This window comes from Solirubrobacter pauli (genome assembly GCF_003633755.1).
GTDB classification, from domain to species: domain Bacteria; phylum Actinomycetota; class Thermoleophilia; order Solirubrobacterales; family Solirubrobacteraceae; genus Solirubrobacter; species Solirubrobacter pauli.
The window spans coordinates 2,376,383-2,390,990 of record NZ_RBIL01000001.1 but is presented as its reverse complement, the minus strand read 5'-3'; the positions used below and the strand labels follow the sequence as shown (position 1 = coordinate 2,390,990).

11 protein-coding genes are annotated in these 14,608 nt (G+C 70.2%); 6 read left to right on the top strand and 5 right to left on the bottom strand.

Features of this window, described 5'->3' with window-relative positions:
* Positions 1-134: 134 nt before the first annotated feature.
* Positions 135-2,552, top strand: a complete 2,418-nt coding sequence (gene gyrB, locus C8N24_RS11305; protein WP_245971827.1) for a DNA topoisomerase (ATP-hydrolyzing) subunit B — start codon at positions 135-137, stop codon at positions 2,550-2,552.
* A 7-nt stretch (positions 2,553-2,559) separates the two neighbouring features.
* Positions 2,560-5,205, top strand: coding sequence for a DNA gyrase subunit A (gene gyrA / locus C8N24_RS11300; RefSeq protein ID WP_121250129.1), 2,646 nt, complete (start codon positions 2,560-2,562; stop codon positions 5,203-5,205).
* Between the two features lie 321 nt (positions 5,206-5,526).
* On the opposite strand, the gene C8N24_RS11295 is transcribed toward gyrA, so the two are convergent.
* From C8N24_RS11295 to C8N24_RS33890, 5 genes are all read right to left on the bottom strand, one after another.
* A complete protein-coding gene (locus C8N24_RS11295; protein WP_170179018.1) occupies positions 5,527-6,930 on the bottom strand; it encodes a M48 family metallopeptidase in 1,404 nt (467 codons plus the stop codon).
* Positions 6,931-7,063: 133 nt separating this feature from the next.
* On the bottom strand, positions 7,064-7,558 hold the full coding sequence (locus tag C8N24_RS11290; RefSeq protein WP_170179017.1) for an HNH endonuclease: 495 nt from the start codon (positions 7,556-7,558) through the stop codon (positions 7,064-7,066).
* Positions 7,559-7,704: 146 nt separating this feature from the next.
* Entirely contained in the window at positions 7,705-8,538 is an 834-nt protein-coding gene (gene pheA, locus C8N24_RS11285) for a prephenate dehydratase (protein ID WP_170179016.1), read from the bottom strand.
* Entirely contained in the window at positions 8,535-9,062 is a 528-nt protein-coding gene (locus C8N24_RS11280; RefSeq protein ID WP_170179015.1) for a DUF4446 family protein, read from the bottom strand. The genes pheA and C8N24_RS11280 overlap by 4 nt, the downstream gene beginning before the upstream one ends.
* Positions 9,063-9,072: 10 nt before the next feature.
* Positions 9,073-10,236 carry a cupredoxin domain-containing protein gene (locus tag C8N24_RS33890; protein WP_170179014.1) on the bottom strand — a complete coding sequence of 388 codons (1,164 nt, stop codon included), beginning with the start codon at positions 10,234-10,236 and terminating at the stop codon, positions 9,073-9,075.
* Positions 10,237-10,323: 87 nt separating this feature from the next.
* Here C8N24_RS33890 and C8N24_RS33885 point away from each other — a divergent pair, with 87 nt between their 5' ends.
* Genes C8N24_RS33885 through C8N24_RS11260 form a run of 4 tightly spaced genes read left to right on the top strand, consistent with a single transcriptional unit; the run spans position 10,324 to position 14,608 of the window.
* On the top strand, positions 10,324-11,970 hold the full coding sequence (locus C8N24_RS33885) for a serine/threonine-protein kinase (RefSeq protein ID WP_170179013.1): 1,647 nt from the start codon (positions 10,324-10,326) through the stop codon (positions 11,968-11,970).
* Positions 11,971-12,027: 57 nt separating this feature from the next.
* Positions 12,028-12,786: an FHA domain-containing protein gene (locus tag C8N24_RS11270; protein WP_121250124.1), complete on the top strand. Its 759-nt coding sequence runs from the start codon at positions 12,028-12,030 to the stop codon at positions 12,784-12,786.
* 2 nt (positions 12,787-12,788) lie between these two features.
* The gene (locus C8N24_RS11265; protein ID WP_121250123.1) at positions 12,789-13,280 is read left to right on the top strand and encodes an FHA domain-containing protein; all 492 of its coding nucleotides are present in this window, start codon (positions 12,789-12,791) and stop codon (positions 13,278-13,280) included.
* The gene (locus tag C8N24_RS11260; RefSeq protein ID WP_121250122.1) at positions 13,280-14,608 is read left to right on the top strand and encodes a Stp1/IreP family PP2C-type Ser/Thr phosphatase; all 1,329 of its coding nucleotides are present in this window, start codon (positions 13,280-13,282) and stop codon (positions 14,606-14,608) included. The genes C8N24_RS11265 and C8N24_RS11260 overlap by 1 nt, the downstream gene beginning before the upstream one ends.

Genomic DNA, 14,608 nt, shown 5'->3' with positions numbered 1-14,608 from the left:
ACTTCTGTGCTACGCGCGCGCGTCAGTATTCCGAACCCGCCGACTGCTAATATCTGACGCAACGAATGGCCACGCCCCGGCCTCGGACGCGCAGTCCCGCCGGGGCGTCGCTTGTGTGTGGACGAAGGAGACCCTTGAGCACCGGCGACCCCCAGAACGGCAACCCGCAGCCCGGCTACGACGCCTCGGACATCACCGTCCTCGAGGGTCTTGAAGCCGTTCGCAAGCGGCCGGGCATGTACATCGGCTCGACCGGTGTCCGTGGTCTGCACCACCTCGTCTACGAGATCGTGGACAACTCGGTGGACGAGGCCCTGGCCGGTCACTGCGACGCGGTGACGGTCACGATCCACCCGGACAACTCCGTCACGGTGACCGACAACGGCCGCGGCATCCCCGTCGCGAAGATGGAGAAGGAGGGCAAGTCCGCCCTCGAGGTCGTGTTCACCGTCCTGCACGCCGGCGGCAAGTTCGGCGAGGGCGGCGGCTACAAGGTCTCGGGCGGCCTGCACGGCGTGGGCGCCTCCGTCGTGAACGCGCTCTCGGACGAGCTGACGGCCGTCATCAAGCGCGACGGGTTCACCTGGACGCAGTCCTACGTCCGCGGCGTGCCGAACGGCGAGCTGCAGAAGGGCGAGCCGACCACGGAGACCGGCACGGCGATCCACTTCCGCCCGGACGCCGAGATCTTCGAGACGCTCACGATGGACTTCGGCATCCTCGAGCAGCGCCTCCGCGACACCGCCTTCCTCACCAAGGGCCTGCGGATCACGATCACGGACGAGCGCGGCGAGGAGAAGAAGAGCCGCGAGTTCTACGCCGAGGGCGGCATCCGTGACTTCGTCGCCTACCTGAACGAGAACAAGGACCCCTCGGGCAAGATCATCTACTTCGAGGGCGAGGACGACGCGAACGGCTCCGTCGAGGTCGCGCTCCAGTGGAACGGCACCTACCAGGAGTCGGTGTTCTCGTTCGCGAACAACATCAACACGCACGAGGGCGGCTCGCACCTCTCGGGCTTCCGCTCGGCGCTGACCGGCACGCTGAACCGCTACGCGCGCAACGGCGGGATGCTCAAGGAGAAGGACAAGGCGCTCGAGGGTGAGGACATCCGCGAGGGTCTCACGGCCGTCATCTCCGCGAAGCTGACCGACCCGCAGTTCGAGGGTCAGACGAAGACCAAGCTCGGCAACCCGGGCATGCAGGGCTTCGTCGCCCAGGTGGTCAACGCCAAGCTGGCCGAGTTCTTCGAGGAGAACCCGAAGGAGGCCGAGCGGATCGTCCGCAAGGCGATCGACGCCTCCCGTGCCCGCGCCGCGGCCCGCAAGGCCCGCGACACTGCGCGCAAGTCCGCCATGGGCGGCATGGGCCTGCCGGGCAAGCTGGCCGACTGCATGGTCAAGGAGCCGGAGATCGCCGAGCTCTTCATCGTGGAGGGCGACTCGGCCGGCGGCTCGGCCAAGCAGGGCCGTGACCGCGCGACGCAGGCGGTGCTCCCGCTGCGCGGCAAGATCCTCAACGTCGAGAAGGCGCGCATCGACAAGGTGCTGCAGAACGCCGAGATCCAGGCGATGATCACGGCCTTCGGCACCGGCGTCCGCGACGAGTTCGACATCGAGAAGCTCCGGTACCACAAGATCATCCTGATGACGGACGCCGACGTGGACGGCGCCCACATCCGGACGCTCATCCTCACGCTGCTGTTCCGCGAGATGCAGGAGCTGGTCGAGGCCGGCCACATCTACATCGCGAAGCCGCCGCTGTACAAGGTCACGCAGGGCAAGACCGACCGGTACATCGAGAAGGACTCCGAGCTGGAGGCGATCCTGCTCAACGACAAGTTCGACCGCTTCGAGATCGCCGACAACGAGGGCCGCGCCTTCAAGCTCACCGACGTGCGCTGGCAGCGCTACACACGCCTGCTCAAGCAGTACGAGGGTTGGTCGTCCGCGTTGCGGGCCGAGCACGGGCACGAGGTCGTGCAGTTCCTCGAGGAGTCGCAGATCCTCGACAACGAGATCAGGAGCCCCGAGGCGCTGATCGAGCTGCTCAAGCGCGAGGTCGTGGAGACCGACCCGTTCTTCACGGAGCTGATCTCCGAAGACGAGAACCTCATCCGCGTGAAGGCGACCGAGCGCCGGTCCAACCTGGCCCGCACGCATCGCCTGCGGACCTCGATGTTCACGGCCAACGAGTACCGGCAGCTGCTGCGCGTGCACATCGACCTGCTGAAGGTCGCCGGCACGCCGCCGTTCACCGTCAAGCTCGGCAACGAGACCGAGGAGGCCGCCTCGTTCGAGGAGCTCCAGCGCGCGGTCATGGCGGTCGCCGCCAAGGGCGTGAAGCTGCAGCGCTTCAAGGGCCTCGGTGAGATGAACGCCGAGCAGCTCGCCGACACGACGATGAACCCCACCTCGCGCACGCTGGCGCAGGTGACGATGGACGACGCGGCCGCGGCCGACCGGCTCTTCACGATGCTGATGGGCGACAAGGTCGAGCCCCGTCGCGAGTTCATCGAAGAGAACGCCCGAGTGGCCACCCTCGACGTCTAGGTAAGGCATGTCAGCAACGATCCAAGGCGGAAACATCGAGCCGCGCGGGCTCGAGGAGGAGATGCGCTCCTCCTACCTGGACTACGCGATGTCCGTCATTGTCGGGCGCGCGCTGCCCGACGTCCGCGACGGCCTGAAGCCCGTCCACCGCCGCGCGCTGTTCTCGATGAACGAGAACGGCCTGCAGCCGAACCGCCCGTACGTGAAGTCGGCCCGCATCGTCGGCGACGTCATGGGCAAGTACCACCCGCACGGCGACTCGGCGATCTACGACACGATCGTCCGCATGGCGCAGGACTTCTCCCTGCGCTACCCGCTGGTGGACGGCCAGGGCAACTTCGGCTCCGTCGACGACGACCCGGCCGCCGCCATGCGGTACACGGAGGCCCGGCTCGCGCCGATCGCCCGTGAGCTGCTGCGCGACCTGGACTCGGACACGGTCGACTTCGGTCCGAACTACGACGGGTCCGAGCAGGAGCCGCTCGTCCTGCCGTCGCGGTTCCCGAACCTGCTCGTCAACGGGTCGTCGGGCATCGCCGTCGGCATGGCGACGAACATCCCGCCGCACAACCTGAAGGAGACGATCGCCGCGACGATCGCCTTCATCGACAACCCGGACATCGACACCACCGGGCTGATGCAGTACATGAAGGGCCCGGACTTCCCGACCGGCGGCGTGATCCTCGGCCTGAGCGGCATCCGCGACGCGTACGAGACCGGCCGTGGCCGCGTCCGCGTCCGCGCGACCGCCCACTACGAGCAGATCCGTGGCAACCGCGAGGCGATCGTGGTCACCGAGCTGCCGTTCATGGTCAAGAAGGGCGGCGACGGCGGCGTCATCCGCAAGATCGCCGAGCTGGTGGCGGAGAAGAAGCTCACCGAGATCTCCGACGTCCAGGACCACTCGGACCGCAACGGCATGCGGGTCGTGATCGAGCTCAAGCGCGACGCGAACCCCAAGGTCGTGCTCAACAAGCTCTACAAGCACACGCCGATGCAGACCACGTTCGGCGTGAACATGGTCTCGCTCGTCGAGAACGTGCCGCGCCTGCTGGGGCTCAAGGACGTCATCAAGTACTACGTCCGGCACCAGCGCGAGGTCATCGTCCGGCGCTCGAAGCACGAGCTCAAGGGCCTCGAGCGCCGCGTCCACGTGCTCGAGGGCTTGCTGATCGCGCTCGACCACATCGACGAGATCATCGCCCTCATCCGCCGTTCGCGTGACCGCGACACCGCGCGGACCGGGCTGATGGAGAACTTCGAGCTCTCCTACGTGCAGGCGCAGGCCATCCTCGAGCTCCGCCTCCAGCAGCTGACCGGCCTCGAGGCCGACACGCTGCGCCAGGAGCACGCGGACAAGATGGAGCGGATCCGCGAGCTCAAGGAGCTGCTCGGCAACGAGGACATGGTCCTCGAGCTGATCAAGACCGAGCTCACCGAGGTCTCCGAGCGCTACGGCGACGAGCGGCGCACGAAGATCGCGCCGTCCGAGGACGACATCGACATCGAGGACCTGATCGCCGACCAGCAGATGGTCATCTCGATCACGAACTCGGGCTACATCAAGTCCCTGCCGCTCGCGACCTACCGCGCCCAGCGCCGCGGTGGCGTCGGGATCATCGGCATGGACATGAAGGACGAGGACTTCATCGAGCATCTGTTCGTGTCCTCGACGCACGACTACCTGCTGTTCTTCACGAACCGCGGCAAGGTCTACCGGTCCAAGGTCTACGACCTGCCGGAGATGTCGCGCACGTCGAAGGGCCGGTACCTCGGCAACGTCCTGCCGCTCCGCGAGGGCGAGCGGGTCCAGTCCGTGCTCGCGACCCGGGACTTCTCCGAGGCCCCGTACGTGATGTTCGCCACCCGCAACGGCACGGTGAAGAAGACGGCGTTCCAGGCGTACAACACGCCGATCCGCGCCGACGGCATCATCGCCATCAACATCCGCGAGGACGACGAGCTCGTCGCGGTGCGGCGGGTGGACGAGGACGACGAGATCCTGATCGTCTCGCACGCCGGCCTGGCCGTGCGCTTCAAGGAGTCCGACGCCCGCGCGATGGGCCGCGACACCAGCGGTGTGCGCGGCATGGACGTGGCCGACAAGGACAACTACGTGCTGGCGATGGACGTAGCGCGGCCCGGTCAGGACCTGCTGGTCGTGACCGAGGGCGGCTACGGCAAGCGCACGTCGGTCGAGGAATACCGGCTCACGTCCCGCGGCGCCAAGGGCGTGAAGACGATCACGTTCACCGAGGCCAAGGGCATGCTCGCCGGCGCGCTCGTGGTCCGGGAGCACGAGGAGCTCGTGTTCATCTCCCAGAACGGCATGGTGCAGCGCACCTCCGTGCGCGGCATCAACCGCTACGGTCGCGCGTCCCAGGGCGTGAAGGTGATGAACCTGCGCGAGGGCGACGCCGTGTCGGCGATCGCGCTGGTCGTCGAGAGCGAGTCGTCCACCACCGCCGCGGTGCCGGACGAGGAGCTGCCGATCCAGATCGACGTCGATCAGCCCACGGACGTCGAGGCCGCGATCGACTCGGTCGAGGCCGGCCCGGTCGACGACGAGGGCGAGGCCGTCAACCCGGCCGATCCCACCGAGGACTCGCTGCTAGATCAGCCCGAGAGCGATTCGGAAGACCTCGAGCCGTAAGCAGGCGCAATGACCGTCCAGGGCGTCATCGAGACGACCCTGGACGATTGTCACTTTGCGTCCGCCGGGACGTTCGGTACTCTTCGAATCACCAGAGAAAGGGGGTGGTCCGAAGTTGAGTGACAGTTCTTGTGGGACCCTGGAGGTGCCCGGCCGCTAGACCAGCCGGCGCTGGACCCCGCGTTTAGCGGAATCCACACCGGTGCACCGCCGTAGACGATGCCAGGAGTAGTCCCTCTGGCCGCTAGAAAAGTCGAATACGGCAGCAAGTCCAGCAGGTTGTGAGCGAGGCCCCGGTTTGTCGACCGGGGTCTCGTGTCTTTAAGCCACGTGCGCGCGGGCGCCCAGCGGCAGGTCCGCCACGCCGAGCTCGCCCATGCGCTCCCGCCACTCGTCGGCGGAGAGCTTGCCGTCGCGCAGCGCGTGCACCAGGTGCATCGGCAGCAGCGAGGTGTCGCCGCGCGCGGCGCTGACCGGCTCGGCCGGCGGGGCGTGCAGCTCCCAGCCGTGCTCCTTGAGCGAGACGAGCACGGCGTCGCCGAGCACGGACGTCAGCGCCTCCTCGGCGTAGGGCTGCTGGTCCGTGTCCCGCTCGACGAGCTCGTAGGCCGTCGCGGGGATCCGGTCGACCGCGTCGGGGACCGTCCCGATCGTCACGCCGTCGAGAAAGTCCGCGAACTGCTCGACGCTCGCGCGAGCGCGGACGCCGTAGACCTCGACGCCGACCTCGTCCCAGTCGACCGGCTCGAACTGGGCGGCGTCCTCGCCGAGGATCCCTTCCATCACGCGCCGCTCGAGCGCCTGCGGGTCGCGGATCAGACCGATCGCGGGCGTCGAGTCGCCCTGGTCGTCGGCCGGCAGGCCCTCGACCGCGGCGATCCGCTCCGCCAGCGAGGGATGCGAGTCGTACGGGTCGGACTTCGCCTTCAGCTGGTCGGCGACGAACGAGTCGGTCGACTCGCGGACCTGCTCGTCGGCCATGAAGCGCTTGAAGCCCTCGGCGACGGGCGGGCGGCGGCCGACCTGGAGCACCGGGACGACCTCGTTGTGCCAGTACGCGTCGAACGCCGCGGCGCCGCCGCGGATGCGGTGCAGCATCGAGATCAGCGCGTCGCGACCCACCCGCTCGACGGCGCACCGGTCGGCCGCGAACTCCTCGCGGCGCGAGATCGCGGCGGTGATGCGCATGAACGCCTTGCCGTACCAGATGAACGGCAGCCGGACGAGCCGCTGCGTCCACGACTCGTCGCCGTCGTCCTCGCTCAGCTGGTCGATCGTCCGCCCGATCGCGGCGCGGGTGCGCCAGATGAACGGGCCCGCCTTGAGGTCGCCGCCGCGGTAGTGGCCGAACTCGTGCGCGATCACGCCCCGCAGCTCCCGCTCGGACAGCAGCTCCACGAGCGGGAGCCCCACGATCATGACCCGCCGGCCCTTGGAGGCCTGCGTGACCGCCGCGTTGATCTCCATCGTCAGGTAGACGTCGTCGACGGGCGGCTCGTCGACCGCCTCCGCCTCCTCGCGGATCATGCCCAGCAGGCCCGGTGCCTCGGCGTCCGTGAGCCGGAGCCCCGGCGGCTCGAACCGGCTGCGCCGCGGGACGATCGCGTACAGGATCGACCCGCCGAGGAAGATGGCGGTGATGGTCAACCAGATGTTCCCGGTGCCATTGGCCCAACCGATGATCGGCGCGGCGATCAGGCCGACGCCGATGACGAGGGCCAGCACGTAGAACGCGATCGTCAACGCGATCGCGGCGGCGATACGACCTGCGAGCGACGGGCCCGCTGAAGGTGAAGACGGGGCAGACATGGCAAGCGCTCTGGTTCCCCAAAGCGCCGCCGGTCACTCCGCTTTTGGGTCAGGCGGCCTGCGGGAGGTACTGACGCCAGGTCGCCGGGATCGTCGGCGAGGCCAGCTGGATGAAGATGTGGGCGCCCGGCGTGTGCGGCTTCGTCCGCGGGTGCATGTGGATCTGGTGCGGCAGGCGGTCGGCCTTGCGGCGGTTGCACGGCGCGCACGCGGCGACGATGTTGTCCCAGCCGGACCCGCCGCCCTTGGAGCGTGGGATCACGTGGTCGACCGTCAGGCTCGTGCGGGCGCCGCAGTACTGGCACATCCAGCCGTCGCGGGCGAACACCGCGCGGCGTGTGATCTTGCGCTTGTGCGAGTCCCGCGGGACGCGGACGTACGTGACCAGGCGGATGACGACCGGCCGCGGCAGGGAGCCGGTGGCCCAGTGCAGGTCGACGGAGCCGACCTCGACGACCTCGGCCTTGTCCTTGAGGAGAAGCACCGTGGCACGACGCACCGTGCACACGTTGATGGGCTCATACGTGGCGTTGAGCACCAGCACACGACCACCATTCCAACGGCTTGGCGAGCCGTCGGTATCAGGTCCGTGCCGCTGGTGGTCATCAGGCGGCACGGACCCCAGTGGGCCTGGGGGGACGGCAGTAGCCATCTGGTTCGGGAGTGTAGCGGTCCGTTCGGACCGCTTACTCAGGTGCCGAAGGAGCCGAGGACTCGAACCACCTCGGCGTGCTTATGGAGATCTGCGACGGCGGATCCCACGGAGGCACTCCCGGTGGACCCCTCGAGGTCGAGGAAGAACATGTACTCGCCCATCTTCCGGCGCAACGGCCGCGACTCGATCCGGACGAGGTTCACGCCGGCGAACGCGAACACCGCGAGGCACGAGACGAGCCAGCCGGGGGACGCCGACCCGGCGCCCCAGAACACCAGCATCGTCTTGGCCGGCCCGCCCGCGGGGGGATCGGGCGCGGCGTCCGTCGGCGCCAGCCAGCCGAAGCGGGTGGCGTTGCCCGCATCGTCCTCGAGGTCCTCGGCGAGCGTGATCGCGCCATAGTGCCGGGCCGCGAGCCGCGGCCCGATCGCCACGCGCGTGCCCGTCGCGTCGGCCGCGACCTCGCGGACCGCGTCCGCCGTCGATGCCGTCGGCACCACCGAGGCCTGCGGAAGGTGGGCGGCGATCCAGTGCTGGCACTGGCCCAGCGCCTGCGGGTGCGAGAGCACCATCGTCACCTCGTCCAGCGCGAGCTGCCGGCCGGCGGCCAGGCAGTAGGACACCGGGTGCACGACCTCGCCGACCAGCGACACGTCGTGCGCCTCGAGCGCGAGGCAGTCCAGGACCGGGTCCACCCCGCCCTCGAGCGCGTTCTCGATCGGCACCAGCGCCCGCTCGATCCGCCGCTCCTGCACCGCGAGCACGACGTCGCGCAGCGTCGCCAGCGGAACGCCCTCCGCGTCGGGCGCCGCCGCGCGTAGTGCCTCGTCGCTGTTCGTCCCGGGCGGGCCGAGATACGCGACTCTCAATGTGTCTCCAGCATCACGGATCCGACCTCGCCGGCGAGCGCGAGGCGCACCGCCTCCTCCTCTTCGGGTGAGAGCTGGTGCTCCCCGCGGCCGCCGTGGACCTGCTTGCAGTACAGGCGCGCGGAGTCGCGGTGCACGATCGAGGACATCACCACGCCATTGTGGTCGGCGTCGAGCAGCGCGAGCGTCGTGGACTGGTGGCCGGACATCTCGTTGTAGGCGTCATAGCGCACGAGCGCGCGGTAAGCGATCGCGCCGTCCAGCCGGTCCTCGGCCGCGGCCATCCGCTCGGCGAGGTGCTCGGAGACCTCGTCCACGCGGGCGTGCAGCGCCGCGAAGGCGGCCTGCAGCTCGCTCGCGTGGGCGACGAGGTCCTGCTGGCCGTGCTCGCCCAGCACCAGCCGCTGGGCCCCGCGCAGCCGCCGGAAGCGCAGGCTGAGCACCAGCAGCCAGACCAGCGCCACCAGGGCCACGCCCGCGGCGGCAAGCGCGACGATGCCTGGCCCGTCCGAGAACTCCGACACGGCTCGGAGGCTACCCCTGGCTGAAGATCGCGGGGTACGACGCCTTGTTGTTGTCGGTCTTCTCCTCGCCGGGGACCTTGGCGACGTTGACCGAGATGGTGAGCGCGGTGTCCGCCGCCGGCTCCTCCTTGAGCGGCAGAGACACCGTGACCTTCTCACCCGGGGTGATCTTCGGAACGGTCTGCTGCAACGTGATCGTCTTGCCGCCACCGCTCGTGCGGGCGATCTTCAGCGTGACCTTGACGTTGAACTCCTCGTTCTCGCCCTGGTTGGTGAACGAGACCGTGAACGGCTGGCCGGCCGCGTACGTCATCCGGTTCGGGTTGCCCGGCTGCAGGTTCACGTCGCCGTAGGAGGTGCCGTTGAGGCCGGAGCCGTGCAGGCCGGGGCCGGTCGGCTCGTCGTTGCTCGTGGTGTTGCCGTTGCCGTCCTCGCCGCCGGTGGACAGCGACTTGCCCAGGCGCGCGGCGACGAACGACGGCGCGACCCACGAGATCTCGCGCATGAACGGCGAGGACTCGATCGTCTGCCCACCGACGCCGGCGCGCTTGAGCGCGTCGTCGATGAACGGCTTCACGCGGGCGTCGTAGAGCACGTCCGACGCGTCGAACGAGCGGTTCTGCGCGGCGATCGCCTCGATCGCGCGGTCGGCGACCTCACCTTCGTCGCCCATCGCCGGCTGGATCTTCTCCGCGATCGCCGCGAGGCCGTCGCGGCGCAGCTCGAGGGCGATCAGCAGCGACTGCTGGGCGTCCGTCATGTCCCCAGGGACGCTCAGCTCCTGCGCCTGCTTGAGCGTGCCGTCGGCCGAGCTCTTCATCGCGATGATCTGCTGGTAGAGGTCGTTCGCCGAGCCCTGGCCGGCGGCGCTGAGCGCCTTGAACAGCGAGTCGCCGGTCTGCCGCGACGCCGTCGCGAGGTTCGAGACCTGGCGGTTGTAGTCCTTGAGCGCGGTGTCGTGCCGGCTGTCGTTGCAGGCCCGCACGATGAAGAACAGGACGAACAGCAGCACCGCGCCCGCGACGACCGCCACGATGCGTCGGACGAGCAGCGCCTGCGCATCGGGCGCTGCGCCGTGGCCGGCGGGACGGGCGGAGCGAGGGCGGACACGCGCCTGGGTGCGTGTGCGCGAGCTGGTGCGAGTGGGCTCGTCGTCCTCGTCGAAGAAGGACAAAGTAGGGGTCTCCTCAGCGGCGGCTGGATGTCCCAGGATGACAGGGGTACCGGAGGGAAGTACGCCTTTGCGGCGAAATCGCCTGCAATGGAGATCACGGATGAGCTCCCGGCGACCCTGTCGGCCGACCTCGTCCTGAACCGATACCGGCTCGGCCAGCGGCTCGGCGCGGGTGGGTTCGGCACGGTCTACGCCGCCACCGACGAGCGGCTGCAGCGCGCCGTGGCGGTCAAGGTGATCCCGTCCGGCGGCGGCGGCGATCCCACGCGCGCTCAGCGCGAGGCCCTGGCCGCCGGCCGGCTCGACCACCCGGGTATCGTCGCGATCTTCGACGCCGGCCAGGACTCGCAGGCCCGCTACCTGGTGTCGGAGCTGGTCTACGGCCGGACCGTCGACGACCTCAGCGCCGACGGGCTGCTCAGCGACCGCGACGTGCTGCGGATCGGCCTCGCGCTGTGCAGCGCGCTCAGCCATGCGCACGAGCGCGGCGTCGTGCACCGCGACGTCAAGCCGCAGAACGTGCTCATCCCCGACGCGCCGCGCTCGGCCGCGGGCGTCGCCAAGCTCGCCGACTTCGGCGTCGCGCACCTCGCCGGCGACGAGCCGCTGACCCGCACCGGCGACGTCGTCGGCACGCTCGCCTACATGGCGCCCGAGCAGGCCGAGGGCAAGCGGATCGACCACCGCTGCGACCTCTACAGCCTCGCGCTCGTCCTCTACGAGGCGCTGGCGGGCGTCAACCCCGTGCGCGCCGGCTCGCCCGCCGCGACCGCGAAGCGCCTCGGCAGCGTGCTGCCACCGCTCAAGCGCGCCCGCAAGGACCTGCCGCCCGAGCTGTGCGCGGCGATCGACCGCGCGCTGCGTCCCAAGCCCGCCGAGCGCGGGACGCTCGACGAGCTGGCCGACGCGCTCTCCGACACCCTCGACGACGTCTCCGACGAGGGCGGCACCGTCGCCCTGCCGTACGACGACACGGCGCTCGAGCTCCCGCGCGGTGTGGCCCGCGGGCTCGCCGCCGCGGCCGCCGGCGGGCTGTGCGCCGGCGCGCTGGCGTGGGCGGAGCAGCCGGTCCTCCCGGCGTTGGCCGCGGTCGCCGCGGTCGCCTTGCTCCCGCGCCTGGGCTGGCTCGTCGTCGCCGCGGCCACGCTCGCCACGCTGTCGGTCGAACGGCCGGGAGCGGCGCTGCTGGCCGGGCTCGCGCTCGTGCCCGTCCCCGCGCTGCTGCGCCGCCATGGCACCACCTGGACGCTGCCCGCGGCCGCCCCGCTGCTGGGCCTCGCGACGCTGGCGCTCGCCTATCCCGCCCTGGCCGGCCGCGCACGCACGTGGTTCGCCCGGGCGGCGCTCGGCGCGCTCGGCGCCTGGTGGACCCTGCTCGCGGCGCCGCTGGTCGAGCGCGACCTGCTCGCGGGTCCGCCCGAGCGGACCCCGGCGACCGTCGAGCAGGCGGCCGACCGGGTGCTCGGCCCGCTGCTCGAGAGCGGAGCGCTCCTCTACGCGGCGCTGTTCGCGGTCGCCGCCGCCGTCCTGCCCTGGATCGTGCGCGGCCGCTGGTTGACGCTCGATCTCGTCGGAGCATCCACCTGGGCCGCCGCGCTGGGGGCGTCGGCGTTCGCCATAGCGGACGCGATCGGCGCTCCAGAGCCACGCAACGCCGTGCTCGCGAGCGTCGTCGCCGGGGCTCTGGCGGTCGCGATCCCCCGCATTCGGGGGGCCGGGGTGGTGGAGCCGTGACGCCGAGGCGGATACTGTGCACCGGCAATCATGGCCATCGGACCCGCGTAGCGGCGCATGAGCGTACTGCGCAACCTCGAATCCAAGCTCGCCGGGCTCGTCGAGGGCACGTTCTCCCGTGCCTTCAAGTCCGAGGTGCGGCCTGTGGAGATCGCGCGCAAGCTCACGAAGGAGATGGACGAGCACAAGGTGCAGTCGCTCTCCCGCGTCTACGCGCCGAACGAGTACGCGGTATGGCTGTCCAAGCAGGACCGCCAGCAGTTCGAGGGCTACGAGGAGGAGCTGGCCAGTGAGCTCGCCGGCTACCTGCTCGAGCACGCGCGCAGCGAGCGGATCGCGCTGATGACGAGCCCGCAGATCACCTTCCGCACCGACGAGCGGCTGCGGCTCGGCGAGTTCGGCATCCAGGCGCGGCTCGTCAAGCCGCCCGCCCGCGAGCAGGACGCGCCCAGCCAGGGCGACGAGGGCCACACGCAGGTGTACTCGGCGTCCGCCCGGCTGTCGGAGCCGCTGCGCGAGCCGCACCCGCAGCGGGGCGAGGCGCGCCTGCACGTCGAGCACGGCGGCAGCGTCACGGTGTCGGCGCGTGGCGCGGTGCTCGGCCGCAGCCGCGACTGCGACGTCGTGCTCGACGACGCGAACGTCTCCCGCCGCCACGCCGAGGTGCGGCCGTCCGGCGGATCCTGGATCGTCAACGACCTGGGCTCGACCAACGGCATCAAGGTCAACGGCCGCCGCGTCGACGGCCCGCAGTCGATCCGCCACGGCGACGTGATCGAGCTCGGGACCTCCCGCGTCACCTTCGAGCTGGAGTAGCGATGGAGCTCGAGCCGATCTCCGTCGCCCTCAAGTTCGGCTTCCTCGCCGTGCTGTACCTGTTCCTGCTGTGGGTCGCCCGCTCGGCGCTGAAGGACCTGCGGCGCGGCACCGAGCCGGGGTACGTCGGTCCGAGCGCGGACTACGACGAGGGCGCGACCGGCATGTACAGCGCGTCCACGCCGATGGCCCGCGACATCGGCCGGCCCAAGCTGCGGGTCGACACCGCGGCGGGCCTGGCGCCCGGCTCCGCCTATGATCTCAGCGAGGGAGCGCTGCTCGGTCGTGGGGACCAGGCGGACATCCGGCTCGAGGACGGATTCGCGTCTTCAAAGCACGCGCGGCTGACCCCGCAGGGAGATGTGATGGTCTTGGAGGATCTCGGATCCACGAACGGCACGTATCTCAATGAGGAGCCGCTCCGCGGGCCTCAGCCCCTGCACGCCGGGGACAAGATCCGGATCGGCGACAGCGTGTTCTCCTACGAGCGGTGATGCTGCGAATCGCTGAGCATTGGCACGGGTCGGACCTCGGCCTGCAGCGCACGGGCAACGAAGACAACTACTTCGTGCGTGCGCCGTTGTTCGTCGTCGCCGACGGCATGGGCGGCGCCCAGGCCGGCGAGGTCGCGTCGGAGATGGCGGTCGAGTCGTTCGCGCCCGGCCTGCCCGACGGCGGCTCGCCCGGCGAAGGCCTCAGGCGGATCATCGAGGAGGCCAACCGGTCCATCCACGAGCGCTCGCGGACCCAGTCCGGGCGCCACGGCATGGGCACGACCGTGACCGCCGCCTACGTCGGCGAGAGCACCGTGACGGTCGCGCACGTCGGCGACTCGCGCTGCTACCTGCTGCGCGACGGCGAGCTGCGCCGGATCACGAAGGACCACTCGCTCGTGCAGGAGCTGATCGACCGCGAGAAGCTCACGGAGGAGCAGGCGGAGACGCACCCGCAGCGATCCGTGATCACCCGCGCGCTCGGCCCGGAGCCCAGCGTGCAGGTCGACGTCTTCGAGGAGCCCGCGCGCGCCGGCGACCTGTTCATGGTCTGCTCGGACGGCCTGACGGCGATGGTCCGCGAGCCGGAGCTCAAGGCCCTGCTGGCCGACCAGGAGCGCTCGCTCACGGATCTCGGCCGCGCGCTGATCGCGGCCGCCAACGACGCCGGCGGCCGCGACAACATCACGATCATCCTCTTCCGGATCGAAGAGGTCGCCGTGGGCGGCTCGACGCTCGACCAGCCGACCGAGGCCTACGAGATCCCGCACGACGGCGAGACGAACGAGTACCAGACGTTCACCGGCGAGGCCGTCTCCGAGCCGCGCCAGGGCGTCAGCCGGCCGACCGGGCACACGCGGACCGGCGACGAGGCCGTCGCCCGCGAGGCCGCCTACCGCGCCTCCGGCACCGTCGCGCTCTCCGCGGTGCGTCCGCGCGCGCAGCCGATCGATGAAGAGGAGGAAGAGCGCCCGCACGCGCCTCCGCGCCGCGAGCCGGCGTCCAAGAGACGGCGCCTGCGGCTCTTCTCACCCGGGAAGCTGATCGTCCTGGGATGCCTCGTCGGCCTGCTGGCCGCGTTCTGGCTCGCCACCCGGCAGGTGTACTTCGTCGGAGTGGACGAGACCCGCGGAGAGGTGACGCTCTACCACGGGTTGCCGTACGACCTCCCGCTCGGCATCGAGCTCTATCAGCCGGTCCGTCACTCGGGCGTGACGATCCAGAGCGTGCCCACGGCGCGCCGGACGACGTTCACGGACCACAAGCTGCGCTCCAAGGACGACGCCGAGTCGCTCGTCAAGGACCTCGAAGACGGCAAGATCTCCTGA